This window comes from Haemophilus sp. THUN1690 (assembly GCF_059704375.1).
Genome location: NZ_AP046583.1, coordinates 440,130 through 466,100, shown reverse-complemented (window position 1 = coordinate 466,100; position 25,971 = coordinate 440,130). Strand labels below are relative to the sequence as shown.

Here is a 25,971-nt window from a genome sequence, read left to right as displayed (position 1 = left end):
AAGAGTTTTAAAACTTCTCAATATTAACCGCACTTTTTTTGCTAGATATTTAGCATTTAATTCACGACTTCAGCAGTATATTTTAGCTTATGAATCGCATCGAATAATTGCTGGTTTGTGACTTTTGGATCTTCCACAACCGTCACTAAACCATCTTTAATGGATGCTTTTGTTGAAATAACGCCATCAATATTACGCAGTTCTTTATTGACTAAGTAAGCGCAAAGCTGGCAATTCATTTCTTTTACTTTTAGTACAATTTGTTTGGTTTCATTCGCATGAGCGAAAGAAATTGCAAACAACGAAAGCAAAAGTGCGGTACATAATTTCTTCATTTTTATTCCTAATTAGCTAACTCTAAAATCCAAGGCAAAATTGTTGGATAGGTTAAGAAAAAAATCATCACAATAAATACAATCCAATATAAAACGATGAGTTTTTTACGGGAAATATATTTGCTACAAATGATTTTTTTGGAAAACATCAATAGCCAAAATCCATAGGCAAAGGCGCATAATGAAATAATGAGCATGGGAATGCGCAAATAATCATATTCACCCAAACCAATCAACCAAGTGGATGACACACCAAATACTAAATAGATTAATGGCGCAATACAGCACAACGTTGATGCCACCGCGGCACTAAGTGCGGTGGCTATGGCAACCCAAAAGGATTTATTAGAGCTTTTTAGAGACGTAGTCATATTTAAATTCTTTTGGATCAAAGGAATTTAACGGATCGCCCCCCACTTCAGCATATGGATAGCCGAAGTTATTGATTGGAGCTAGTTCTGGTTGTGGATATAAATCGAAATCACGGGCATGATTAAATCCGACCCAGTTGGCTTCCCAGTTACCAAACAAATATTTTGCTACGGCTTGTGTATCTTTATCTTCAACAGATTTTTTCTCTGCTAAACGCATTTTGGCAACGTCTGCGGAATCAACTGGTACCCAACCAAACCCTGCAAGGTAGAATTCAGCGCGGCAGTGCTGACCGCCACTTACGTTTGCGATGCCTTGTTCATTCGCACTACCGAAAGCACCTTTGGAATATTTGCCCATTTTATCTGCTACACCTAAGCGAATACCAAAAATTTCACGGGCTGGGATGCCTGCCGCACGAGCAAGCGCCACAAATACAGAATTAATATCGGTACATTTACCTTTTAATACACCAGTAGTAAGAATTTTTTCTACATCGCCGTCGCCACAACCTAATACAGAATTATCACGTTCCATATTTTTTACGATCCAGTGGTGAATAAGTTCTGCTTTCTTCAATGGATTGGTTTCTTTACCTACGATTTTGTCAGCAAATTCTTTCACTATGCCATCAGTTTTAATATGTGGAGTCGCTTTTAAGTACTCTTGTACATCCACGGAATACTGAATATCTTTTGGCGGAGTATAATTCTCTAAAGCACCTTTCACCATCGGTTCACGGTCTTTTGTTTCAATGACCATCGTGACTTTTAAATCACGCTTTTGTGCATCTTTATTCCAAGTGGCAAATAAGGTTTTCGCTCCGTATTTATTGTTTTCTGTTACATAGGAATTCATGTAATTACCTTCAAAGTGAATCGATTTCACTTGTTGGTATTCTCCATTAAATGGCAATGGAACCCATAAATTGGTTTGTCCTTGCGAGCCTTTTGGCACAACTAAATCGTAGGTTTGCGTGAATTCGTAAAGATGGGCGTCTGTATTGTAGTTTGGAATATTGGTGTTTGCATGAGCTAACGAGCCACATGCAGAAAGCACCGCAACTGCGATAAGTTTCTTCATGAAGAGAACCTCTAGTTAATAATAGTTAAACTTAACATATTAGATAAACTAATACGCCACTATGCTAACGGATTTTTGAGCAATAATTCAACCGTTTTACGTAAACTTTTTATTTTTCCTATATAAAAAATATTTTATTTTCCAACCGCACTTTCCTTCTAACATTTGACACCCCTAGCCCTTACACCTATTATTCCCTAGTTATTTATTAAGATTTACGGAACAAAATAATTATGGTGAACAAAACCGCTCAACTTAAACAAGCTCTAGAAAATCGTATTCTCATTTTAGACGGTGCGATGGGGACGATGATCCAAAAATATAAACTGACAGAAGCTGATTTTAGAGGCGAGAAGTTTAAGGAAAGTGCGGTCGATTTACGCGGTAATAATGATTTACTGACATTGACTCAGCCACTGCTAATTTCCGCTATTCATGAGAAATATTTAGCAGCGGGTGCAGATATTATTGAAACCAATACCTTCAGTTCTACCACCATTGCGCAAGCGGATTATGATTTACAGTCTATTGCCTACGAACTGAATTTTGCAGGCGCAAAGCTAGCGCGTTTAGCCGCGGATAAATACAGCACACCAGAAAAACCTCGCTTTGTCGCGGGCGTATTAGGGCCAACCAACCGCACCGCCTCTATTTCTCCTGATGTAAATGACCCGGGTTTTCGTAATGTGACCTTTATGGAATTAGTGGATGCCTACGCCGAAGCAACCAAAGGGTTAATTGAAGGTGGAGCTGATTTAATCATGATCGAAACCATTTTCGACACGTTAAATGCAAAAGCCGCCATTTTCGCCATTGAAACCGTATTTGAAGAATTAGGTGTGGAATTGCCGATTATGATTTCCGGCACCATTACCGATGCTTCCGGCCGTACCCTTTCTGGGCAAACCACCGAAGCGTTCTACAACTCGCTTCGTCACGCTAAACCACTGACGTTCGGTTTGAACTGTGCGTTAGGTCCGAAAGAACTCCGCCAGTATGTTGAACAACTGTCTAAAATTAGTGAAACCTATGTTTCCGTCCATCCAAATGCAGGCTTACCAAATGCCTTTGGTGGCTACGATTTAGGTGCAGAAGAGATGGCGGCACACCTTAAAGAATGGGCTGAAAGTGGCTTTGTGAACATTGTCGGCGGTTGTTGTGGTACCACGCCAGAGCATATCAAAGCCTTTGCCGATGCAATGCAAGGTATTGCGCCACGTAAATTGCCGGAAATTAAAACCGCCATGCGTTTATCGGGCTTAGAGCCACTCAATATTGATGATGAAAGCCTATTCGTGAACGTGGGTGAACGTAATAACGTGACAGGTTCGGCAAAATTCAAACGCTTAATTAAAGAAGATAAATTTGCCGAAGCCATTGAAATTGCTATCGATCAAGTGGAAAACGGCGCGCAAGTGATCGACGTGAACATGGACGAAGCCTTGCTCGACGGCAAAAAATGCATGACCCGTTTCCTCAACATTATGGCGACGGAACCCGATGCGGCCAAAGTGCCCGTGATGATCGACTCCTCCAAATGGGAAGTGATTGAAGCAGGCTTGCAATCGGTGCAAGGTAAACCAATTGTGAACTCCATCTCGTTAAAAGAAGGCGAAGACATCTTTATCGAACACGCTAAACTGGTGCGTAAATACGGTGCAGCTGTGGTAGTCATGGCGTTTGACGAAGTGGGTCAAGCCGATACTGAGGATCGCAAAGTCGAAATTTGTAGCCGAGCTTATGACATTTTGGTGAATCAAGTCGGCTTCCCACCAGAAGACATTATTTTCGACCCGAATATTTTTGCGATCGGTACGGGGATTGAAGAACACAACAACTACGGTGTGGATTTTATCAACGCCACAGGTCGTATTAAACGTGCGCTACCGCATGCGAAAATCTCGGGCGGGGTATCGAATGTCTCTTTCTCATTCCGTGGTAACAATGTGATGCGTGAAGCGATTCACGCCGTCTTCCTCTACCATGCTATCAAACAAGGCATGGATATGGGGATTGTGAATGCGGGGCAGCTCGCGATTTATGACGATCTCGATCCTGAATTACGTGAAATTGTGGAAGATGCGGTATTAAACCGCAGCCCTGATGCCACCGAAAAACTACTCGATATTGCAGAAAAATATCGCAATCAAGGCAACGATGAAAGTGCGGTCGATTCTGTGGCAGAATGGCGCACTTGGCCAGTGGAAGAACGTTTAAAACACGCCCTTGTGAAAGGGATTACCACTTACATTGTGGAAGATACGGAAGAAGCCCGTCAAACCTTACCAAGTCCATTAGATGTGATTGAAGGCCCGTTAATGGCAGGCATGGACGTGGTCGGCGATTTGTTCGGTGACGGTAAAATGTTCCTCCCACAAGTGGTGAAATCTGCGCGCGTAATGAAACAATCCGTGGCGTATTTAGAGCCGTTTATCAATGCAACCAAACAAAAAGGTTCAAGTAACGGTAAAGTGGTGATTGCGACCGTAAAAGGCGACGTACACGACATCGGTAAAAACATCGTGAGCGTAGTGATGCAATGTAATAACTTTGAAGTGATTGACTTAGGCGTGATGGTGCCAGCGGACAAAATCATTCAAACCGCTATTGATGAAAAAGCGGATATTATTGCATTAAGTGGTTTGATTACCCCTTCTTTAGATGAGATGGAATACTTCTTGGGTGAAATGACCCGTTTAGGCTTAAACCTGCCTGTGATGATCGGCGGTGCAACCACCTCTAAAGAACATACGGCCATTAAACTTTATCCAAAATATAAAGAACACGGCGTATTTTATACCTCAAATGCCTCTCGTGCGGTGACAGTGTGTGCGACATTGATGAATCCTGAAAGCCGTGCGGCATTGTGGGAACAGTTCAAGAAAGATTACGAGAAAATTCAGCAGTCTTTCTCTAACCGTAAACCACTTCGTAAGCAACTAAGCATTGAAGAAGCACGTGCAAACCGCTTTGATGGCTTTAGTGGTGAATGGGCTGATTACGTGCCGCCAAAACCAAATCAAACAGGCATTGTAGAATTTAAAAATGTGCCGATTGCTGAATTACGAAAATTCATCGATTGGTCGCCATTCTTCCGCATTTGGGGCTTGATGGGCGGCTATCCTGATGCCTTTGATTATCCGGAAGGCGGCGAAGAAGCACGTAAAGTATGGAACGATGCACAAGTGGTATTAGATGAGTTAGAACAAAACCATAAACTCAACCCAAGCGGTATTTTAGGTATATTCCCTGCGGAACGTGTGGGCGACGATGTGGTGCTATTTTCTGATGAAGAACACACACAACCCATTGGTACAGCTTACGGCTTACGCCAGCAAACAGAACGTGGCAAAAACAGCAAAAGTCCGTTTAACTTTGCCCTAAGTGACTTTATTGCGGATCGCGAAAGCGGAAAAAAAGACTGGATGGGGATGTTCGCCGTCTGTGCGGGTATTGAAGAAATGGCATTAGTGGAAGGCTATAAAGCAGCGGGCGATGACTATAATGCTATCCTGCTACAAGCCGTGGGCGACCGCTTAGCGGAAGCCATGGCGGAATACTTGCACTTTGAGCTACGCACCCGCATTTGGGGCTACACGCAAGAAGAATTCGACAATCAAGGTTTAATCAATGAAAACTATGTCGGCATCCGCCCTGCACCGGGTTACCCAAGCTGCCCGGAACATACCGAAAAAGCCTTGATTTGGGATTTATTAGAAGTGGAACAACGTATCGGCATGAAACTCACTGAAAGCTACGCTATGTGGCCAGCCGCTTCCGTCTGCGGTTGGTACTTCACCCACCCTGCAAGTGACTATTTCACTTTAGGTCGCATTGATGAAGACCAAGCTCAAGATTATGCCAAACGTAAAGGTTGGGATGAAAGAGAGATGATGAAATGGTTGGGTGTGGCTATGAAATAAGCTTATTACAATTAATTTTAGGTCTTCTACTCTATAACAGGAATCAATAATGAATAAACATATCGAAAACTATTTAGATCTTTATTTAGAAAGAGAAGATGTTGAATACGCAACTCTCTTAACTGGGAAATGGGGCTGTGGTAAAACATTTTTTATAAGAAATTATATAGAAAAAAGATCTAATGATAATAGATATAAGTTTATCTATGTAAGTTTGTTTGGATTAAAAGATATCCCATCTGTAAATGACGCTATTTTTGAAGAATTACATCCAATTTTATCTCATAAAAGCATAAAATTCGCAGGCGGAATATTAAAGTCCGCAATAAATTTCGGGTTTACGTTTGACTTAATTGGAGATGCCAGTCAGGAAACAACTGCAAAAATCGATCTTAGCAAAATTATTAACCCATTAAAAAATGATACTAATAATTATAATAACCTAATTTTTATATTCGATGATCTTGAGAGAACATTAATACCTATTATAGAAATATTAGGATTTATAAATTCAATCTGTGAAAATAAAAATGTGAAAACAATTATCATAGCAAATGAGGATGAAATTAATTATAAGAATAAAAGTAATGATAAAAATGAAACATATAAAAGATTTAAAGAAAAAGTTATAGGTAAATCATTTATTATTCATAATGATAACGAAAGCTATTGGAAGTCATTTGAGGAAAAATATTCCTCAAAGTTAAAAAAATATGAAATAATTATAAACATCATCCAATCGACATTTGAAAGATCTGGAAATAAAAACTATAGAAATCTAATTCAGACAACTGATGATTACATTGATTTTACTAAAAAAATAAAATCTAATTATCTAGATAATGATGAATTTATTGAAAGACTATCAGAGCAATTCTATACACTATCACTAGAATATAAAAAAGAGCATAATATAGATTCCGTCTTAGAGTCATTAAAACAAGATAACTCAGGATTTTATTATAGCCTCATTTTCGATACAGATATTTGGAAGATGATTATTACTAGTTGCTATAATTCTTATGATGAACTAAATGAATTGATATCCTCACTTCCAATATTTAATAGGAAAGAAGATGAATCTTGGCAAAAATTATGGCACTACAGAGAGATGAATAGGGATGAATTTTATACTAACCTTGAGGATGTAAAGAATAAATTTATTTCAATAGAATATCACAATATAGGTATTCTTATGCATGCTGTTAGTATGTTAGTATTTTTCGTTAAGAAAAATTTATGTAGAAATATATCAATTGATGAAATAGAACAAACACTCTCAAAATACCTAGATAAATACAAAGAAACTTCTTCATTTCCAGATCTTAGATTTTTTAGGCTTAATACTACAGGCTTGGGATATATCAATGAAGAAGATGACGATTTCATAAGAATAAGATCAGAATTTTATAAGAAGATAAATGAACAACAATTTATTTTAGAAAATAAAAAGACTATTGATGATTTTTATAAATTATTACCATTTATAAAAATTGCAGACTGGAGTAATACGTATAGTAACTATGAAAAATACGAGTGCAAAGTTTTGCTGACTGAAGAAAATGTTAATCAAGTTATGGAAGTGTTAATTGATGATAGTAATAATTATAATGGGTTGTATAATTTTTGTTATTTTCTTGATGAAAGATATAAAACAAATCGTAGTATTAATGAAATAACATTAGCAGAATATTTGAAAGCTGAAGAAAGTTTTATTGATAAGTTTATAGCTTGTTTAACTAATAGATATAATTCAAAAGATCTTGATCCATTTGATAAATTTAAATTAGATGAAATTTTAAATATGCTAAGGCTAAAAAAAGAAAGATTCAAAGTTCATTAGTCTCCCCCATGATAGCGCAAGCGTCCTCGCTTGTGCCCCCATCTAAAAGTGCGGTCAAAAAATCCAAAGAATTTTGAATATTAATTCTGCCAACGGCTTATGGGTAAAATTCGCAATGTATTATTAAACAGCACCAGCGTGGACGCTGGCGCTATCTTTCCTTATTAGCACAATCTGTTGGTGCACGCTTCCTAGCGTGTGCCTAACTTCAATAAAAAACACTTCAAAAACTCACCGCACATTATTTAATTTCCATGGCACACGTTAAGAAACGCGCACCAGTATAAACGTTAATCACTAAAAGTGCGGTGAAAATTTTCAATGTTTTTAGATTTATTGCAGCAACCAATCCACCACATAAATCACCTCAATCCCATCAATTTCTGTTTGTTCGTAATATTTCCCCGTAATTAAGATCTTCTTATAGTTATCTTTAATATGCAAAAGATTATCTGTTTCGTGGGTATTTTCAGGGATTTCAAAGGCGACTTGCACATACAAAATCTCATCGGCTTTTCGGGCGATAAAATCAATTTCTTTGCTGTCAAGTTTACCGACATCTATGGTATAACCACGTCTGAGTAATTCAATAAAGACGATATTTTCTAGTCGATTGGCATAATTCGCGCCTTTTTTACCGATAGCATGTCGTCTTAAACCGTTATCCACAATAAAATATTTCGCATTGGTTTTTAAATAGCCTTTTCCGCGAATATCGTATTGTTTTGCTTTATAAAAAAGAAACGCATTTTCTAACAAATCAAGATATTTGCTGATGGTAGGGTTTGAGGTGGGAACACGTTCGGACGTGAGCGTGTTGCTAATTTTACTCGGATTCACTAACTGCCCTACATTATCCGCCAAAAAGAGAATCACGCTTTTAAGAATATGGGTATCTTTCACGCCAGCACGATGAGCAATATCATTCAGTACGATGGAATCAAAAATGCCAGATAAAATCGTTTCTTTTAAAGATTCATCAGCAATAGCAACACTGGGGAAACCGCCATATTTTTCGTATTCCGAATAGAGTTTATCCACCAATCTTGATTGACTATCCACATTTTTGGCGTGCAAAAATTCTTTAAAAGAAAGCGGATAAATTTTGATTTCTACATACCGACCGCTTAACAGCGTCGCAAGCTCACCGGAAAGCAAGTTAGCATTTGAGCCCGTAATCACGATGTCGGTGTTAAAACTCACGCGAAGCGCATTGACGATTTTTTGCCAGCCTTCCACGAATTGAATTTCATCAATCAGAAAGTAGGTTTTAGCTGGAGAAGACGGCATTTTTTCTTGAATAAGCTGTTGGAGGTCTTGAGTGTCAATTGGAAGTCAATTTCCATATTTGTTTTTTTTTAGCCTGTATTTGGAATTACATTTCCAGTTTTTATTTCGGTTTTTTTAGTCTCATTCCAATCCCTTGCACAATCCCCAATTTCCGCTATCATACGCGCTTTCTTATTGCTCGGAATTTTGTATTTATGAATAAATTAAAGATGGCATTGTTTGTGGGTGTCCTTGTGAGTTTATTTGCTTGTACCACAACACATCAGCCAAAAAAGACGGTTAAATCTCGATTTTTAAAGAATAATATTAGCCAAGCTGAGTTAAATAATTCGGTTAATTACAAGCCATATCATTATCGTTGTAATAATAAAGATACTGGGGGGATTTCTCATTTGACGACTTATTTCCCGTTGTCGCGTGAAAGCCGTATGAAAGATAACTTCGGTTTTTATTTCCAGCTAGATAATGGCAAGGCGGTGCCTTTTGATCATTCATACACGCTGACACTGAATGCGCGCGGTACAAAATTTGAGGTGGTTTATCGTTCGTATGATCCGATTCAAGGAAGTTATGTGGATTTAATCGCGCGCTCTCAAAGTTCAATTTACTACAAGAATCAACAAGGCAAGCAAGTTCCTTGGTTGATTTGTAAGGGCGGTTGATTTTTATCGAAAATAATTTTTGGGGCTGACGTAGATTAGCAAGAATGCTAGTCTACGTCAGCCCCTAATTTTATGCTGATTTTAGTTGCTCACCGATCTTCTCAAAGAGCTTTTGAATGAGCTCAGCACGATGACCAAGCACTCGTACAATAAGTCCACCTTCATTTAATTGAGAAACGCCAATAAGTATAGATTTTTCACTTTCCTGCTGTTGAAGTGTTTGGACGATTTGTTTAACTTCAGTTGATGTTTTCTGCAAATTGAGATAAACCAACGATCCTTGATGTGAGAACCCTTCCATTTGGCTTAATGCGGTCAATTTCATTTGTGCAGGCTGCCATTGAATACAATCCAAGACGAGCGGTTTAGTTTGCCCGTTATTTTGCAAAAGCTGAACTTTTAAATGAGAAGAAAATTGGCGAAATTCAAAACGTTCATTATTTGCTACGCGGCCAATAGCCACAATATCTCCGTAAATCAGAACGCTATTAGGTTGTATATTGATGAATGTTTTTTGCTTAAATGCAGAATCCTTATGCAATACCAATGGGTGGGGCAAATAAAATAAATAGCTATTCTCTTCAAGCTGAATGAACGTGTTTTGTTCAGCAAAATTGCCTTCATTCATTGCCTTAACACGGGTAAATGCCTGTGTATTTAAAGAAAGTGCGGTCGATTCTGCGAGCGTTATTTGAATATCAATACGATCCCCTGATAAGAGTCCTGGCGAAGAAGACATCTGAATGGCATTAAGTCCATTTGTCCAAGCATCCGCATAAGGAGGTAACGTCATCACTTTGAAAGGGGGAGTGGCAAAATATTCCGCAAGCTGAGTTTTACCGCTTGGAGAAAGTTTAGTTGAGAGTTTGAGCGTACTGTTCATAATCGATTAAATTTGTAAAATCCCCCCTCCTCAAAAGAAGAGGGGAGAGTACTTTATCTCACTAAGGCTTTAGGTTCTTCTATATTTTTTAATAAAGCGTATTTTTCAATCCAACCAATTACACCATCTAAATTTTCTTTCTTCATTAAGTTGGTAAAGATAAACGGTTGACCGTTACGCATACGACGTGCATCTCGTTCCATGACACTTAAGTCAGCACCAACGAATGGCGCTAGGTCAGTTTTGTTAATCACTAATAAATCAGAACGGGTGATGCCAGGACCACCTTTACGCGGGATTTTTTCACCTTGTGCGACGTCAATCACGAAAATAGTCACATCTGCTAAATCAGGGCTAAAGGTGGCAGATAAGTTATCACCACCAGATTCAATAAACACGATTTCTACATCAGGGAAGCGTGCAACCATTTCATCGACAGCTTCTAAGTTCATTGACGCATCTTCACGAATTGCTGTATGTGGGCAACCGCCCGTTTCCACGCCCATAATTCGCTCAGGCGGAAGTAAGCTGTTTTTCGTTAAAAACTCCGCATCTTCTTGGGTATAAATATCGTTAGTGATTACCGCCACGCTATAACGGCTTGCAATTTCACGAGTCAGTTTTTCAATTAACGCGGTTTTGCCTGCACCAACGGGGCCTGCTACGCCAATTTTAATGTAGTTACGCATAATGTTCCTTTTGTTGATTCGTAGAAGCTCATTCTTATAACCTCTGCGATATGTAAAAATTTAATAAAAAATGACCGCTCTTACGACATATAAAGCCGCGTATAAAGCACTTCGTGCTGCATGGAACGGATGTCATTTGCGAGAGTTGCTGCACCTAGCCAATCAAGATTTGGATCAAGGCTTAATTCGACAGCTTGCAAGAGCGCACGACGCAAATCAAACAGAATATCTTGCCCGTCCATTTGGCTGAGCGGAATGAGTTTTACGCCATTGGTAATGGTGCCGACTGCTGCATTGTAGTAAAACGCATACAGGGTATCCGCTTTGCTGAGCCCCATCGCTTGCGCCACCATCGCAAACACAATCGGGAAATAGCCTTGCACGGTTTTATTTTGAATCGCTTGCTGAAATTGGCTCAACATCGGGTGTTGTTCATAGCGGATAAAAATTTTTAATAACCGCACGCCGAGTTTAAAACTGCCTTCTCGACTTTCTCGCGCAATTTTGGTCGCAGATAACGAATGGTCTAATTCGCACAAACGGTCAAAATCATTGATAGCCATGGCTTCAAATGCGAGCGAAAGATAAGCGCCATCGTTATACACCCAGTTTTGCAAAAGCTGAGTTTGCACATATTCTTCTAGGCTTGGTTTCGTCGAAACAACACCTTGTTGAACAAAGGTTTCTAAACCGTTTGAATGGTTAAAGCCCCCGATTGGCAAAGTCGGGTCAACCAAGTGCAACAATGCACCTAAATCTGACAGACTTCGGTTTAATGCTGGTGCCAATTGCCATCTCCGTGATGATGATAACCGTGATGATCGTGTGAATGGCTATGTGAATGCCCGTGCCCTTGTGCAGAGTTCGCTCTCAACGCTTGGCTTAAACGGCGTTCTGCTTTTTGAGGATGAAATCCAGCCGCTTGTAGCCATTCGAACATCGGCTTATCGTAAGGTAATGTCACTTCATCACCATCTAAAAACAGCGGAGAATGTTTGTTGCCGATTTCATAACACGCCCGTGCCATTTCAGGCAAGGTTTTCGGAGACAGCACAATGACTTCACTTGGCAGAATTTCAATCACAATAGCCAGTTCATCGCTGATAAACACCACATCATCGTGTTTCAAGCGTTGCCCCTCTTTGAGTAAGCGAAAGGCAACTTCACGCCCCGTATCAGTGGTTTTACGCAGAATATTGCGTTCACTTTCATACCACTGCAATGCCACGCGTTCAATGGTTTGATGGGTAATTTTGCCTTCAGTCTGGAGGCTAACTAAGTCGCCTAAAATGGTATCCATAATAGGCAGAATGGGAGTGAGGATTTTCATTTTTGTATTACTTATTTTCTTCTCTAATTAAGGCTGCCAAATCTCCCCTCCCCCTCTTTGCTAAAGAGAGAATTTTCCTTATAAATTTGCTGTCATCTGACTCATTTATATTTGCCATATCAAAGTAGAACAATGATATAAAATCTCGCTCGTTCTTTCCCCTCTTTAGCAAAGAGGGGTGGGGGAGATTTGGCAGAAGAAAAAACAGAGAAATTAGGTTATTTAGACCAATTTCGTGACGCCACAAAAATGGTTACAAAGTTGGCTTTGTTTCTCTTAAAACCTCATATTTTTCATTCATCTCGGCTGCCCAAGCGGTTAAATTTGGAAATTCTTTTGCAAGATCTAATCCAATTTTCTCTGCTCTAAATAAGAACCAATCAATGACTGCCACCGCCGTTAACGTACCAATGTTTAATTCCGTACCAAACGGTTTTAAGTCTTGCTCAAGTCTTGCAAAACTTTGACGATTGCGTTCAGTTAGTTATTGATGGCGAGCTGTCCACCATTCACTTTCAGGGCGAAGCATTTTTTCAGCCATCATCGGCACGGTGTTTTCCATAATGCCATCTGCTAAATTATGCAACGCTAACGCTGCCCAACGTGGCTTGCCACTTTCTGGAATGAGTTTAGGCTCTACCTTACCTTTTTGGTCAAGATATTCGCAAATCAGCAAACTACCATAAAGCCAATTACCACAATTACGTTCTAACGCAGGAACACGTCCCAATGGGTTGGCCTGATTATGCGGAGAGCTTGCATCAAATGATGAACCAATTTTAATCAGTTCTGTTTTGTCTAATAGTTGTTGATATTTCAACGTTACTAGCACTTTACGTACATACGGGCTGGTGGTGGAGTACCAAAGTTTCATTGTAAAACCTCCTTAAAATTTGACCGCTCTTTTCTGCTTAGAACATAAAATATCGTTGCCCTAATGGCACCGTATCCACGGGTTCGCAGGTAATTAGCTCACCATCTACACGCACTTCATAGCGTTCTGGATCCACTGTGATTTCAGGTGTTGCATTGTTGTGAACGAGATCTTTTTTACCTACGCTGCGGCAGCCTTTCACGGCAATGGTTTCTTTGTGTAAACCGAACTTCGCACGAATATCGGCTTTTTCAGCGGCTTGTGAAACAAAAAATACCGCTGTTTGTGCTGTGGCTAAGCCTTGTGCACCGTACATTGGACGGTAGAACACTGGTTGTGGTGTTGGAATAGAGGCATTTGGATCGCCCATTTTCGCGTAGCTAATAAAGCCTTTCTTAATCACCACTTCAGGTTTTACGCCAAAGAACATCGGTTTCCACAACACGATATCTGCAATTTTGCCCACTTCCAACGAACCAATATGATCCGCAATACCGTGTGCAATTGCCGGGTTAATAGTGTATTTTGCAATGTAGCGTTTAATGCGGAAGTTATCGTTTCCTTCATTGCCTAACTCACCACGTTGCATTTTCATTTTATCTGCAGTTTGCCATGTACGAATTACTACTTCTCCAATACGTCCCATTGCTTGAGAGTCTGAACTCATAATCGAAAAGACGCCCATATCGTGCAAAATATCTTCTGCAGCAATGGTTTCAGGGCGGATACGGCTATCAGCAAATGCTACGTCTTCTGGTACACGTTTATCTAAGTGATGGCAAACCATCAACATATCTAAATGTTCATCAATGGTGTTTTTCGTAAACGGACGAGTCGGGTTGGTTGAAGCAGGTAATACGTTTGGATACATCGCTGCTTTAATGATGTCAGGTGCATGACCACCACCCGCACCCTCCGTATGGAAAGTATGAATTACTCGTCCATCAATTGCTTTCATGGTATCTTCTAAGAATCCACTTTCATTTAGCGTATCGGTGTGAATGGCCACTTGCACATCCATTTCATCGGCAACGGTTAATGCAGAATCAATCACTGCAGGCGTTGCGCCCCAGTCTTCGTGGATTTTTAAACCTAATGCACCCGCTTCAATTTGTTCGCGTAGCGGATCTAAGGTTGAGCAGTTTCCTTTACCGAAAAATCCTACGTTAACAGGTAAAGCTTCTGCCGCTTGGAACATACGTTCCATATACCATGCGCCCGGGGTACAAGTAGTCGCGTGTGTACCATCAGCAGGGCCTGTTCCGCCACCAATTAACGTCGTAACCCCGCTTTCAATCGCATGTTGTGCTTGTTGAGGGCAAATAAAGTGAATGTGGGTATCAATACCGCCTGCGGTTGCAATTAAATGTGCGCCATTATGTACTTCCGTGCTTGCACCGATAATCATGTTTGGCGTGACGTTATCCATGGTGTCAGGGTTACCCGCTTGTCCGATACCCACAATACGACCATCGCGAATACCAATATCGGCTTTGATAATGCCTAATTTAGCATCAATGATCATCACGTTGGTAATCACAAAATCCAATACATTTGGATTATCGCGAGTTGCGGTGCCGCTTTGCGCCATGCCATCACGCACACTTTTACCGCCACCAAATTTACACTCATCACCTTTGGTCAATAAATCTTGCTCAATAGTTGCCCATAAATTGGTATCGCCTAAACGGACTTTATCGCCAACGGTTGGGCCATAAGTTGCTACATATTGCGCTCTTGAAATTGTTAATGCCATTCTGCCCTACCTTATAATTTGCCATCAATTTGATTATGGAAGCCGTAAATAGTTTGCGAGCCACCAAAAGCCACTAACTCGACTGATTTCACTTCACCTGGCTCAAAACGTACTGCATTGCCAGATGGAACATTTAAGCGCATTCCACGCGCTAAAGTGCGGTCAAATTTAAGGGCATTATTGGTTTCAAAAAAATGGTAATGGGAACCGACTTGAATTGGGCGGTCGCCTGAGTTAGTTACTTCAATTGTGACTGTTTTTCTGCCAACATTGGCAATAATATCGCCTTCAGCTAATTGGTATTCACCTGGAATCATTTTATTTAAATCCTTCTATTTTAAAATTTTTATAGAAAGCCCCCTCTTTGCTAAAGAGGGGGAATGTTCTTTTATCTAATCGGATTGTGGACGGTAACAAGCTTCGTACCATCTGGGAAAGTTGCTTCAATTTGTACTTCGTGTACCATCTCAGCAACGCCTTCCATCACATCTTCAACGGTGAGTAGGGTTGCGCCATATTGCATGACTTCCGCCACACTCATACCATCTCTAGCTGCTTCTTGTAAATGACTCGCGATATAAGCGATAGCCTCAGGATAGTTTAATTTTACGCCACGCGCTTTGCGTTTTGCCGCAAGCTCACCGGTTAAAAAGAGCATCAATTTCTCTTGTTCTCTTGATGTTAAGTGCATATCTTCATTCCTTCATTTATCTATCGCACAAAGAGCGGCGAATTTTACGTAAAAAATCCAAATAGGAAAAACATTTTGTCAGAATTTTTTTATTCATAGCCCTTGAAAGCGAAAAAATCCTCCTTATATAAAAACCGCACTTACAAATTCTCAAGAAGGAAATTAATCATGAATATTCGTCCTTTACACGATCGTGTAATTATTAAACGTGAAGAAGTCGAAACCCGTTCAGCTGGCGGTATCGTATTAACAGGCTCAGCAGCGACTAAATCCACCCGTGCGAAAGTATTGGCAGTGGGTAAGGGTCGTATTTTGGAAAATGGCACCGTTCAACCTTTAGATGTAAAAGTTGGTGATACGGTCATTTTCAATGATGGTTATGGCGTGAAAAGTGAAAAAATCGATGGTGAAGAAGTGTTAATCATTTCTGAAAACGATATTTTGGCGATTGTGGAATAATTTAAATTAAGGAAAAAAGAAAATGGCAGCAAAAGACGTAAAATTTGGTAACGATGCACGCGTAAAAATGCTTAAAGGCGTGAATGTATTAGCAGATGCGGTAAAAGTTACCCTTGGCCCTAAAGGTCGTAATGTAATTTTAGATAAATCATTTGGTGCACCAACCATCACCAAAGATGGTGTGTCTGTCGCACGTGAAATTGAATTAGAAGATAAATTTGAAAATATGGGTGCACAAATGGTGAAAGAGGTTGCCTCTAAAGCCAATGATGCAGCAGGTGACGGTACAACTACCGCGACAGTTCTTGCTCAAGCTATCGTAAATGAAGGCTTAAAAGCAGTAGCTGCAGGCATGAATCCAATGGATTTAAAACGCGGTATCGATAAAGCAGTAAGTGCGGTTGTTTCTGAGCTTAAAAATTTATCTAAACCTTGTGAAACAGCAAAAGAAATTGAACAAGTAGGGACTATTTCTGCAAACTCTGACAGCATTGTGGGTCAATTAATCTCACAAGCGATGGAAAAAGTGGGTAAAGAAGGCGTGATTACCGTAGAAGATGGTACAGGTCTTGACGATGAATTAGCGGTTGTGGAAGGGATGCAATTCGATCGTGGTTATTTATCACCTTATTTCATCAACAAACCAGAAACGGCAACTGTTGAATTAGACAACCCATACATTCTTTTAGTAGATAAAAAAGTATCAAACATTCGCGAATTACTTCCAGTATTAGAAGGTGTTGCAAAAGCGGGTAAACCATTATTAATTATCGCTGAAGATATCGAAGGTGAAGCACTTGCAACTTTAGTGGTGAACACCATGCGTGGTATCGTGAAAGTAGCAGCAGTGAAAGCCCCTGGTTTTGGTGATCGTCGTAAAGCAATGTTACAAGATATTGCGATCTTAACTGCTGGTACCGTGATTTCTGAAGAAATCGGTATGGAACTTGAAAAAGCGACATTAGAAGATTTAGGTCAAGCAAAACGTGTAGTCATCAACAAAGACAATACCACGATCATCGATGGTGTAGGTGATGAAGCTCAAATCAAAGGTCGTGTAGCTCAAATTCGTCAACAAATCGAAGAATCAACGTCTGATTATGACAAAGAAAAACTTCAAGAACGCGTGGCTAAACTTGCTGGTGGTGTAGCTGTAATTAAAGTTGGTGCAGCAACTGAAGTTGAAATGAAAGAGAAAAAAGATCGAGTGGACGATGCATTACACGCAACTCGTGCAGCAGTTGAAGAAGGTATTGTTGCCGGTGGTGGTGTTGCATTAGTTCGTGCAGCAGCGAAAGTTGCAGCAAGCCTAAAAGGTGACAACGAAGAACAAAATGTGGGTATTAAACTTGCATTACGTGCGATGGAAGCGCCTTTACGTCAAATCGTCACTAACGCGGGTGAAGAAGCATCTGTTGTGGCAAGTGCGGTTAAAAATGGCGAAGGAAACTTTGGTTATAACGCAGGTACAGAACAATACGGCGATATGATCGAAATGGGTATCTTAGATCCAACTAAAGTAACTCGTTCTGCGTTGCAATTCGCGGCATCTGTAGCAGGCTTAATGATTACCACTGAATGTATGGTAACCGAGCTTCCAAAAGATGAAAAAGCTGACCTAGGCGCAGGCATGGGCGGTATGGGTGGAATGGGCGGAATGATGTAATTCGCTCATAATCAGGTAAAAAGTGCGGTCGTTTTTCCACAAGGAAAAGCGATCGCTTTTTTATTTACAAAGGTTTACACTAATTTCAAATTTACTCAGGACATCTATTATGCTCATTTCTCATTCTGACCTTAACCAACAACTTAAATCTGCTGGAATCGACTTTAATGCAACAGAACTACACGGTTTTTTAAGCGGTTTACTTTGTGGTGGCTTAAAAGATCAAAGTTGGCTACCGCTCTTATATCAATTCAGCAATGATAATCACGCTTACCCAACAGCATTAGTTCAACCCGTTACAGAACTTTATGAAAAAATTAGTCAAACCTTATCAGATGTTGAAGGATTTACCTTTGAACTTGGTTTAACCGAAGATGAAAATGTCTTTGCACAAGCGGATAGCTTATCCGATTGGGCAAACCAATTCTTACTTGGTCTTGGCTTAGCACAACCTGAATTAACAAAAGAAAAAGGCGAAATTGGCGAAGCCGTAGATGATTTACAAGATATTTGCCAACTTGGTTATGATGAAGACGATAACGAAGAAGAACTTGCGGAAGCGCTAGAAGAAATCATTGAATATGTTCGCACCATTGCAATGTTGTTCTATTCTCATTTCAACGAAGGAGAAATAGAAAACAAACCTGTATTACATTAAGGAGATCTCGGATGGAATTGGCTTATATGGCTGAATTGCCTAAAGAAGAATTTTGGAAACGCCGCACACGAGTATTCGCTCAAATGCAACCTAATTCAGCATTATTGCTTTTTTCTGAAATCGAAAAACGCCGTAATAATGATTGTACCTATCCTTTCCGTCAAGATAGCTATTTTTGGTATGTAACAGGCTTTAATGAGCCGAATGCAGCACTGTTATTACTGAAAACAGAACAAGCAGAAAAAGCCATTATTTTTCTTCGTCCACGCGATCCGTTACTTGAAACGTGGAATGGTCGCCGATTAGGTGTTGAGCGTGCACCACAACAACTTAATGTAAATGAAGCCTATTCTATTGAAGAGTTCTCTACCGTACTGCCAAAAATATTAAAAAAACTAACCGCACTTTACTATGTGCCAGAAATTCATACTTGGGGTGATAAATTAGTGACAGAAAGTGCGGTGAGTTTTAACGAGATTTTAGATTGGCGACCAATGCTCAGCGAAATGCGCCTTATAAAATCGCCTAATGAAATCCGATTAATGCAACAAGCGGGACAAATTACGGCTCTAGGGCATATTAAAGCAATGCAAACAACACGTCCAAATCGATTTGAATATGAAATTGAAAGCGATATTTTGCATGAATTTAATCGCCATTGCGCCAGATTTCCTTCTTACAATTCCATTGTTGCAGGGGGAAATAACGCCTGTATTTTGCACTACACAGAAAATGATCGTCCATTAAATGATGGGGATTTAGTGCTCATTGATGCTGGCTGTGAATTTGCCATGTATGCGGGCGATATTACCCGCACTTTTCCTGTAAATGGAAAATTTAGCCAGCCTCAACGTGAAATTTACGAGTTAGTTTTAAAAGCACAAAAACGTGCGATTGAATTACTTGTACCTGGCAATTCCATTAAGCAAGCCAATGATGAAGTCATTCGTATTAAAACCCAAGGATTAGTGGATTTAGGTATCTTAAAAGGTGATGTCGATACACTCATTCAACAACAAGCTTATCGACAATTTTATATGCACGGATTAGGTCACTGGCTAGGGTTAGATGTGCATGATGTAGGTAGCTATGGCCAAGATAAACAACGGATACTCGAAATCGGCATGGTGATTACCGTTGAGCCGGGTATTTATATTTCAGAAGATGCTGATGTGCCAGAGCAATACAAAGGCATTGGCGTGCGCATTGAGGATAATTTACTCATGACTGAATATGGTAATAAAATCCTAACCGCAGCGGCCCCTAAAGAAATTGCAGACATTGAAAATTTAATGAATTTTTAATAAAAATGTTTAAATTGTGATCTAGTACACAGTTTTTTATTGCTCAAAATGTTAGCATTAGAGCCAGTTAAAAGCCGAACCAATCAGTTAAGGAGTCGATTATGTACAAACACGTTTTAGTGGCAGTAGATCTTTCTGAAGAGAGTCCAGTTTTACTTAAAAAAGCGGTTGGAGTTGCAAAACGCCACGAAGCAAAACTTTCTATCATCCACGTTGATGTGAACTTCTCGGATCTTTACACTGGATTGATTGATGTGAATATGTCTTCGATGCAAGACAGAATTTCCACGGAAACACAAAAAGCCTTATTAGATTTAGCTGAAAGTGCGGATTATCCAATTTCAGAAAAATTGAGTGGCAGTGGTGATTTAGGACAAGTTCTAAGTGATGCCATCGAACAATATGATGTAGATTTATTAGTGACGGGACATCACCAAGACTTTTGGAGTAAGTTAATGTCTTCAACACGTCAAGTGATGAATACGATTAAAATTGATATGTTGGTTGTTCCGCTTAGAGATGAATAATTAACAAGAAATTGTTTTTTGAATAATCTGAAATAACTTAAATTTTAACCGCACTTCTCAAATAACGTCGTGAAGTGCGGTTTTATTTTGGGGTTTTGGCAAAAAGCCTTTTTATAAATTTCAAAAATATGCAAAAATAGAGCGATTTAGTTTTTATTTTTATTATGGGTAACAAGGATTCTTTTTAATGAAAACAACGGCAGAAATAAGACAATCATTCCTTGATTTTTTCCATAGCAAAGGCCACCAAGTAGTTGAGAGTAGCTCACTTGTGCCGGAAAATGATCCGACTTTGCTTTTCACGAATGCTGGGATGAACCAATTTAAGGATGTATTCCTTGGAATGGATAAACGCCCTTATTCTCGAGCGACCACTGCTCAACGTTGCGTGCGTGCAGGTGGTAAACACAACGACTTAGAAAATGTTGGTTATACTGCGCGTCATCATACTTTCTTTGAAATGCTTGGTAACTTCAGTTTTGGTGATTACTTTAAACACGATGCGATTAATTTTGCTTGGGAATATTTAACTTCCCCACAATGGCTTGGTTTACCTAAAGAAAAACTATGGGTAACCGTGTATGAAACCGATGACGAAGCCTACAACATCTGGAATAAAGAAGTCGGTGTTCCTGCTGAACGCATTATTCGCATTGGTGACAATAAAGGCGCACCTTATGCATCAGACAACTTCTGGGCAATGGGCGATACGGGTCCTTGTGGTCCTTGTACTGAAATTTTCTACGATCACGGCGATCATATTTGGGGCGGACCTCCAGGCTCACCAGAAGAAGATGGCGACCGTTATATCGAAATCTGGAACGTTGTGTTCATGCAATTCAACCGTTTAGCCGATGGCACAATGGAAAAATTACCACGTCCATCAGTTGACACAGGTATGGGATTAGAGCGTATTTCTGCTGTATTACAACATGTTAACTCAAACTACGAGATTGATATTTTCAAAACATTAATCGCAAAAACGGCTGAAGTTGTTGGCACAACAGATTTAAGTAATAAATCATTACGTGTTATTGCAGACCATATTCGTTCTTGTGCATATTTAATCGCAGATGGCGTTATTCCATCAAACGAAGGCCGTGGTTATGTCTTACGTCGTATTATTCGCCGCGCAGTTCGTCACGGTCACTTATTAGGTGCCAAAGAAGCCTTTTTCTATAAACTCGTGGCAACTCTAATTGAAGTAATGGCAGAAGCAGGCAAAGACGTAAAAGCAAAACAAGTAAATGTTGAAAAACTATTACGTTTAGAAGAAGAACAATTCGCTCGCACTCTAGAACGTGGCTTAAGCTTATTAGATGAAGCCCTTGCTCAAGTGAAAGATGGCGTTCTTTCAGGTGAAGTTGCATTCAAACTGTATGACACCTATGGTTTCCCATTGGATTTAACGGCTGATGTATGTCGTGAACGCAATATCACTATTGATGAACAAGCGTTTGACCGTGAAATGGAAGCACAACGTACTCGAGCTCAAGCAGCGAGCCAGTTTGGCGTGGACTATAACAGCATTATTCGCGTGGATGGTGAAACCAAGTTTGAAGGCTATACTGAAATCGAATCTCAAGCAAAAATCACCGCACTTTTCCATGATGGTAAATCAGTGGAAAGTATCGAAGCGGGTCAAAGTGCGGTCGTTATTTTAGAAAATACGCCGTTTTATGCAGAATCAGGTGGCCAAATTGGCGATAGCGGATATTTAAGCGCACAAGGCGTGACCTTTAATGTTAAAGATACCCAAAAATATGGGCAAGTATTTGGACATATTGGAGAATTAACGCAAGGATGTTTGAAAGTTGGACAATCAGTGAATGCTATTGTGGATGCGGAACGTCGCCATCACACATCACTCAACCACTCAGCCACACACTTATTACACGCGGCCTTGCGTCAAGTTTTAGGTCAACATGTTGTACAAAAAGGCTCACTTGTTTCAGATAAAGCCTTGCGTTTTGACTTTGCACAACCTGAAGCAATTACAAAAGAGCAATTAACTCAAATTGAAACATTAGTGAACCAAAAAATCCGTGCTAACTTCCCAGTTCAAACGGATATTATGGATATTGATTCAGCAAAAGCTAAAGGGGCAATGGCACTCTTTGGCGAGAAATATGGTGATAAGGTTCGCGTATTAACCATGGGCGATTTCTCAATTGAGCTTTGTGGTGGTATTCACGCAAAACGCACTGGGGATATCGGTCTATTTAAAATTATTACTGAAAGCGCAGTGGCAGCAGGTGTTCGTCGTATTGAAGCAATAACTGGTGAAAATGCGATTGAGTGGTTACATAATCAACAACGTATTCTGACCCAAAGCGCGGACTTATTAAAATCAGACGTAAATACCTTAGCGGAAAAAATCCAGCAACTTCAAGACAAAGCGAAGAAAGTGGAAAAAGAATTGCAAGGTCTAAAAGAAAAAGCCGCAATGCAGGCTGGTTCTGATTTTGTAAAAAGTGCGGTGAAAATCAACGGTGTTTCTGTTATCGCACAACAATTAGACGGCGTAGAAACAAAATCATTACGTGTGATGGTCGATGATTTAAAAAATCAACTCGGCTCAGGCGTAATCGCATTCGCATCGATCTTAGATGAAAAAGTCAACCTTGTCGTTGGTGTAACAAACGATTTAACTACCAAAGTAAAAGCTGGAGAGCTCGTTAATTTAATGGCTCAACAGGTCGGGGGTAAAGGCGGTGGTCGTCCGGATATGGCAATGGCAGGAGGCTCCCAACCAGAAAATGTGGCACAAGCAGTTAAAGTAGCACAGGACTGGTTAAACAAAAATCTGTAGTACAAGCCGGTTGGTGGGATGCCAACCCTTCCTTGATTGATAGGGATATCTAATAAATGCAAACTAAGGAGATAAAAGATGTTAATCTTGACTCGTAAAGTTGGCGAAAGTGTACTTATTGGAAATGATATTTCTATCACGATTTTGAGTGTACGTGGAAACCAAGTTAAACTCGGTGTAGAAGCGCCTAAAGAAGTATCCGTTCACCGAGAAGAAATTTACCAACGAATTAAACAGATGAAAGATGAACAATTAGACAGTTCATCATAATCGTAAATAATGGATTTTATATTATGAAAGCAATTATTCCTGTAGCCGGCCTTGGTACACGTATGTTGCCTGCCACGAAGGCAATTCCGAAGGAAATGCTTACTTTGGTTGATAAACCATTGATTCAATACGTGGTAAATGAATGTGTTGCAGCTGGCATAAAAGAAATTGTGCTTGTCACGCATTCATCAAAAAATGCTATAGAAAACCATTTTGATACCTCTTTTGAACTAGAAACAATGCTAGAAAAACGTGTTAAGCGTCAACTTCTAGAAGAAGTGCGTTCTATCTGTCCAAAAGATGTAACTATCATGCATGTTCGCCAAGGTAATGCAAAAGGACTTGGTCACGCCGTGTTGTGCGGTCGCCCACTTGTAGGCAATGAATCATTTGCTGTTGTATTACCTGACGTATTGTTAGCCGATTTCAGTGCAGACCAGAAAAAAGAAAATCTTTCTGCAATGATTAAACGCTTTAATGAAACTGGTGCAAGCCAAATTATGGTAACGCCTGTTCCACAAGAAAATGTGAGTAGCTATGGTGTTGCAGACTGTGGTGGCATAGTTCTTAATAGTGGTGAAAGTGCAAAAATTAATAGCATTGTTGAAAAACCAGCCGTTGAAGATGCGCCATCAAACCTTGCTGTAGTGGGTCGTTACGTTTTCTCAGCAGCAATTTGGGACTTGTTGGAAAAGACGCCAATCGGTGTTGGTGATGAAATCCAATTAACCGATGCGATTGATATGCTCATTGAAAAAGAAACTGTTGAAGCATTCCATATGACAGGTGAAACATTCGACTGTGGTGATAAAATTGGCTACATGGAAGCTTTCGTAGAATACGGTATTCGTCACGAAAAATTAGGTAAAGAATTCAAAACCTTTATCAAGAATTTAGCAAAAACGCTATAAATACCACTAATACAGATAAAATGGACAAAATGAAAGATTTTGTCCATTTTTGTTTTATTATTAATATAGAATATTGCTTTATGCATAAATATGCACAATAATAGAATAATTAATTAAATAAGAAGGAAAGATTATGGCACTTTGGGGTGGGCGTTTTACGCAGGCAGCGGATAAACGTTTTAAAGATTTTAATGACTCGTTACGTTTTGATTATCGTTTGGCAGAACAGGATATTCAAGGCTCAATTGGTTGGTCCAAAGCCTTAGTGAAAGTAAATATATTAACGATCGAAGAACAGCATCAACTTGAACAAGCACTAAATGAATTACTTATTGAAGTGCGGTCAAATCCGCAAGCAATTTTACAAGATGATGCTGAAGATATTCATAGTTGGGTTGAAAGTAAGCTAATTGATAAAGTAGGCAACCTTGGTAAAAAATTACATACTGGCCGTAGCCGTAACGATCAAGTGGCAGTAGATATAAAACTATGGTGTAAACAACGTGTGGTTGAATTACAAGAATCAGTACGTAATTTGCAACGCCACTTAGTTCAAACCGCAGAAAACACACAACAAGCAGTAATGCCTGGCTATACCCATTTACAACGAGCTCAACCTATCACTTTTGCCCATTGGTGTATGGCATATGTGGAAATGTTTGAGCGCGACTATACACGTTTAACAGATGCGTATAATCGAATGAATACCTGCCCACTTGGTAGTGGTGCGCTGGCTGGTACGGCCTATGCGGTAGATCGTGATTCACTTGCACACTATCTTGGTTTTGCTTTCGCAACTAGAAATAGCTTAGATAGCGTCTCTGATCGCGATCATATCGTGGAGTTACTTTCCATCGCATCCCTCAGTATGGCGCATCTTTCCCGCTTTGCTGAAGATATGATTATCTTTAACAGCGGAGAGGCAAATTTCGTGGAATTATCCGACCGCGTGACTTCTGGCTCATCATTAATGCCACAAAAGAAAAATCCTGATGCATGTGAGTTAATTCGGGGCAAAGCCGGCAGAGTGATTGGCTCATTAACAGGTATGCTAGTCACCTTAAAAGGCTTGCCACTTGCGTATAATAAAGATATGCAAGAAGACAAAGAGGGCATTTTTGATGCATTAGATACTTGGCAAAACTGTGTAGATATGGCAACGTTCGTATTAGATGAATTGAAAGTAAATGTTGAACGTACTCGTGAAGCCGCGTTAAAAGGATATTCAAACGCAACTGAATTAGCTGATTATTTAGTCTCTAAGGGCGTACCTTTCCGAGATTCCCATCATATCGTGGGTGAAACGGTTGTTTATGCAATCGAGAAAGGCAAAGGATTAGAAGATCTTACTATCCCTGAATTCCGCCAATTTAGTGAAGTAGTGGGAGATGATGTTTACGAGATTCTTTCCCTCCAATCTTGCTTAGACAAGCGTTGTGCAAAAGGTGGTGTATCGCCATTGCGTGTTGCCGAAGCTATTGCTGAAGCCAAAACAAGATTTGCTTAATCATATTTTAACACGCATATCACAATTGGATTTCACAAGACTCCCTTGCAATCCACTGAATAGTCCCAATTATGACTAGCGACACTTAAATAAGATGATAAAAACAAAAAGTGCGGGAAAAACTAC

The 25,971-nt window shown here is 39.8% G+C and carries 22 protein-coding genes and 2 pseudogenes; 12 read left to right on the top strand and 12 right to left on the bottom strand.

The window, feature by feature from the left end; genetic code table 11:
* Positions 1–56 precede the first annotated feature (56 nt).
* Genes AC6H22_RS08745 through AC6H22_RS08735 form a run of 3 tightly spaced genes read right to left on the bottom strand, consistent with a single transcriptional unit; the run spans position 57 to position 1,790 of the window.
* Positions 57–335 (bottom strand): heavy-metal-associated domain-containing protein, encoded by a 279-nt coding sequence (locus tag AC6H22_RS08745; RefSeq protein WP_005651690.1) that lies wholly within the window; start codon positions 333–335, stop codon positions 57–59.
* 8 nt (positions 336–343) lie between these two features.
* Positions 344–706, bottom strand: a complete 363-nt coding sequence (locus tag AC6H22_RS08740; protein WP_005644437.1) for a mercuric transporter MerT family protein — start codon at positions 704–706, stop codon at positions 344–346.
* Positions 681–1,790: a transglutaminase-like domain-containing protein gene (locus tag AC6H22_RS08735; RefSeq protein ID WP_497515622.1), complete on the bottom strand. Its 1,110-nt coding sequence runs from the start codon at positions 1,788–1,790 to the stop codon at positions 681–683. Before AC6H22_RS08735 ends, AC6H22_RS08740 begins: the two co-directional genes overlap by 26 nt.
* Positions 1,791–2,023: 233 nt before the next feature.
* On the opposite strand from AC6H22_RS08735, the gene metH reads away from it, so the two are divergent.
* Both metH and AC6H22_RS08725 read left to right on the top strand, forming a co-directional pair.
* Entirely contained in the window at positions 2,024–5,713 is a 3,690-nt protein-coding gene (metH, locus tag AC6H22_RS08730) for a methionine synthase (RefSeq protein ID WP_497515621.1), read from the top strand.
* A gap of 49 nt (positions 5,714–5,762) precedes the next feature.
* The gene (locus AC6H22_RS08725; RefSeq protein ID WP_497512827.1) at positions 5,763–7,556 is read left to right on the top strand and encodes a P-loop NTPase fold protein; all 1,794 of its coding nucleotides are present in this window, start codon (positions 5,763–5,765) and stop codon (positions 7,554–7,556) included.
* 333 nt (positions 7,557–7,889) lie between these two features.
* Here the strand turns inward: AC6H22_RS08725 and AC6H22_RS08720 are convergent.
* Positions 7,890–8,882 (bottom strand): annotated as a pseudogene (locus AC6H22_RS08720) (ATP-binding protein); the annotation flags it as partial.
* 158 nt (positions 8,883–9,040) lie between these two features.
* Between AC6H22_RS08720 and AC6H22_RS08715 the strand changes: the two are divergent.
* Positions 9,041–9,508 (top strand): hypothetical protein, encoded by a 468-nt coding sequence (locus AC6H22_RS08715; RefSeq protein ID WP_032825812.1) that lies wholly within the window; start codon positions 9,041–9,043, stop codon positions 9,506–9,508.
* Between the two features lie 70 nt (positions 9,509–9,578).
* Here the strand turns inward: AC6H22_RS08715 and AC6H22_RS08710 are convergent, their stop codons facing one another.
* The 8 genes and pseudogenes from AC6H22_RS08710 to ureA form a co-directional block, all read right to left on the bottom strand.
* Positions 9,579–10,391: an urease accessory protein UreD gene (locus AC6H22_RS08710; RefSeq protein WP_005629508.1), complete on the bottom strand. Its 813-nt coding sequence runs from the start codon at positions 10,389–10,391 to the stop codon at positions 9,579–9,581.
* A gap of 53 nt (positions 10,392–10,444) precedes the next feature.
* Positions 10,445–11,080, bottom strand: a complete 636-nt coding sequence (ureG, locus tag AC6H22_RS08705; RefSeq protein ID WP_005629507.1) for an urease accessory protein UreG — start codon at positions 11,078–11,080, stop codon at positions 10,445–10,447.
* Positions 11,081–11,160: 80 nt separating this feature from the next.
* Positions 11,161–11,868 carry an urease accessory protein UreF gene (locus tag AC6H22_RS08700; protein WP_497515619.1) on the bottom strand — a complete coding sequence of 236 codons (708 nt, stop codon included), beginning with the start codon at positions 11,866–11,868 and terminating at the stop codon, positions 11,161–11,163.
* Positions 11,853–12,410 carry an urease accessory protein UreE gene (gene ureE / locus AC6H22_RS08695; RefSeq protein ID WP_118817355.1) on the bottom strand — a complete coding sequence of 186 codons (558 nt, stop codon included), beginning with the start codon at positions 12,408–12,410 and terminating at the stop codon, positions 11,853–11,855. Before ureE ends, AC6H22_RS08700 begins: the two co-directional genes overlap by 16 nt.
* A 253-nt stretch (positions 12,411–12,663) precedes the next feature.
* Positions 12,664–13,284 (bottom strand): annotated as a pseudogene (locus AC6H22_RS08690) (glutathione S-transferase).
* 37 nt (positions 13,285–13,321) lie between these two features.
* Positions 13,322–15,040 carry an urease subunit alpha gene (gene ureC / locus AC6H22_RS08685; RefSeq protein ID WP_118817356.1) on the bottom strand — a complete coding sequence of 573 codons (1,719 nt, stop codon included), beginning with the start codon at positions 15,038–15,040 and terminating at the stop codon, positions 13,322–13,324.
* An 11-nt stretch (positions 15,041–15,051) separates the two neighbouring features.
* Positions 15,052–15,357 (bottom strand): urease subunit beta, encoded by a 306-nt coding sequence (gene ureB / locus AC6H22_RS08680; RefSeq protein WP_005629499.1) that lies wholly within the window; start codon positions 15,355–15,357, stop codon positions 15,052–15,054.
* A gap of 71 nt (positions 15,358–15,428) precedes the next feature.
* Positions 15,429–15,731, bottom strand: a complete 303-nt coding sequence (ureA, locus tag AC6H22_RS08675; RefSeq protein ID WP_046952580.1) for an urease subunit gamma — start codon at positions 15,729–15,731, stop codon at positions 15,429–15,431.
* A 168-nt stretch (positions 15,732–15,899) separates the two neighbouring features.
* Here ureA and AC6H22_RS08670 point away from each other — a divergent pair, with 168 nt between their 5' ends.
* The 9 genes from AC6H22_RS08670 to argH all read left to right on the top strand — a co-directional run bounded on the left by AC6H22_RS08670 (position 15,900) and on the right by argH (position 25,845).
* On the top strand, positions 15,900–16,190 hold the full coding sequence (locus AC6H22_RS08670; protein ID WP_005629492.1) for a co-chaperone GroES: 291 nt from the start codon (positions 15,900–15,902) through the stop codon (positions 16,188–16,190).
* Between the two features lie 22 nt (positions 16,191–16,212).
* The gene (gene groL, locus AC6H22_RS08665) at positions 16,213–17,856 is read left to right on the top strand and encodes a chaperonin GroEL (RefSeq protein WP_005629490.1); all 1,644 of its coding nucleotides are present in this window, start codon (positions 16,213–16,215) and stop codon (positions 17,854–17,856) included.
* Positions 17,857–17,965: 109 nt separating this feature from the next.
* Positions 17,966–18,514, top strand: coding sequence for a YecA/YgfB family protein (locus AC6H22_RS08660; protein ID WP_005629488.1), 549 nt, complete (start codon positions 17,966–17,968; stop codon positions 18,512–18,514).
* A gap of 11 nt (positions 18,515–18,525) precedes the next feature.
* On the top strand, positions 18,526–19,818 hold the full coding sequence (gene pepP / locus AC6H22_RS08655) for a Xaa-Pro aminopeptidase (RefSeq protein ID WP_005629485.1): 1,293 nt from the start codon (positions 18,526–18,528) through the stop codon (positions 19,816–19,818).
* 101 nt (positions 19,819–19,919) lie between these two features.
* Positions 19,920–20,345 (top strand): universal stress protein UspA, encoded by a 426-nt coding sequence (gene uspA, locus AC6H22_RS08650; protein WP_005629483.1) that lies wholly within the window; start codon positions 19,920–19,922, stop codon positions 20,343–20,345.
* 187 nt (positions 20,346–20,532) lie between these two features.
* The gene (gene alaS, locus AC6H22_RS08645; RefSeq protein WP_497515618.1) at positions 20,533–23,157 is read left to right on the top strand and encodes an alanine--tRNA ligase; all 2,625 of its coding nucleotides are present in this window, start codon (positions 20,533–20,535) and stop codon (positions 23,155–23,157) included.
* A 78-nt stretch (positions 23,158–23,235) separates the two neighbouring features.
* A complete protein-coding gene (csrA, locus tag AC6H22_RS08640) occupies positions 23,236–23,427 on the top strand; it encodes a carbon storage regulator CsrA (protein ID WP_005625841.1) in 192 nt (63 codons plus the stop codon).
* Positions 23,428–23,450: 23 nt separating this feature from the next.
* A complete protein-coding gene (gene galU, locus AC6H22_RS08635) occupies positions 23,451–24,338 on the top strand; it encodes a UTP--glucose-1-phosphate uridylyltransferase GalU (RefSeq protein WP_005625842.1) in 888 nt (295 codons plus the stop codon).
* 133 nt (positions 24,339–24,471) lie between these two features.
* Positions 24,472–25,845, top strand: a complete 1,374-nt coding sequence (gene argH / locus AC6H22_RS08630; protein ID WP_005625844.1) for an argininosuccinate lyase — start codon at positions 24,472–24,474, stop codon at positions 25,843–25,845.
* Positions 25,846–25,971 lie beyond the last annotated feature (126 nt).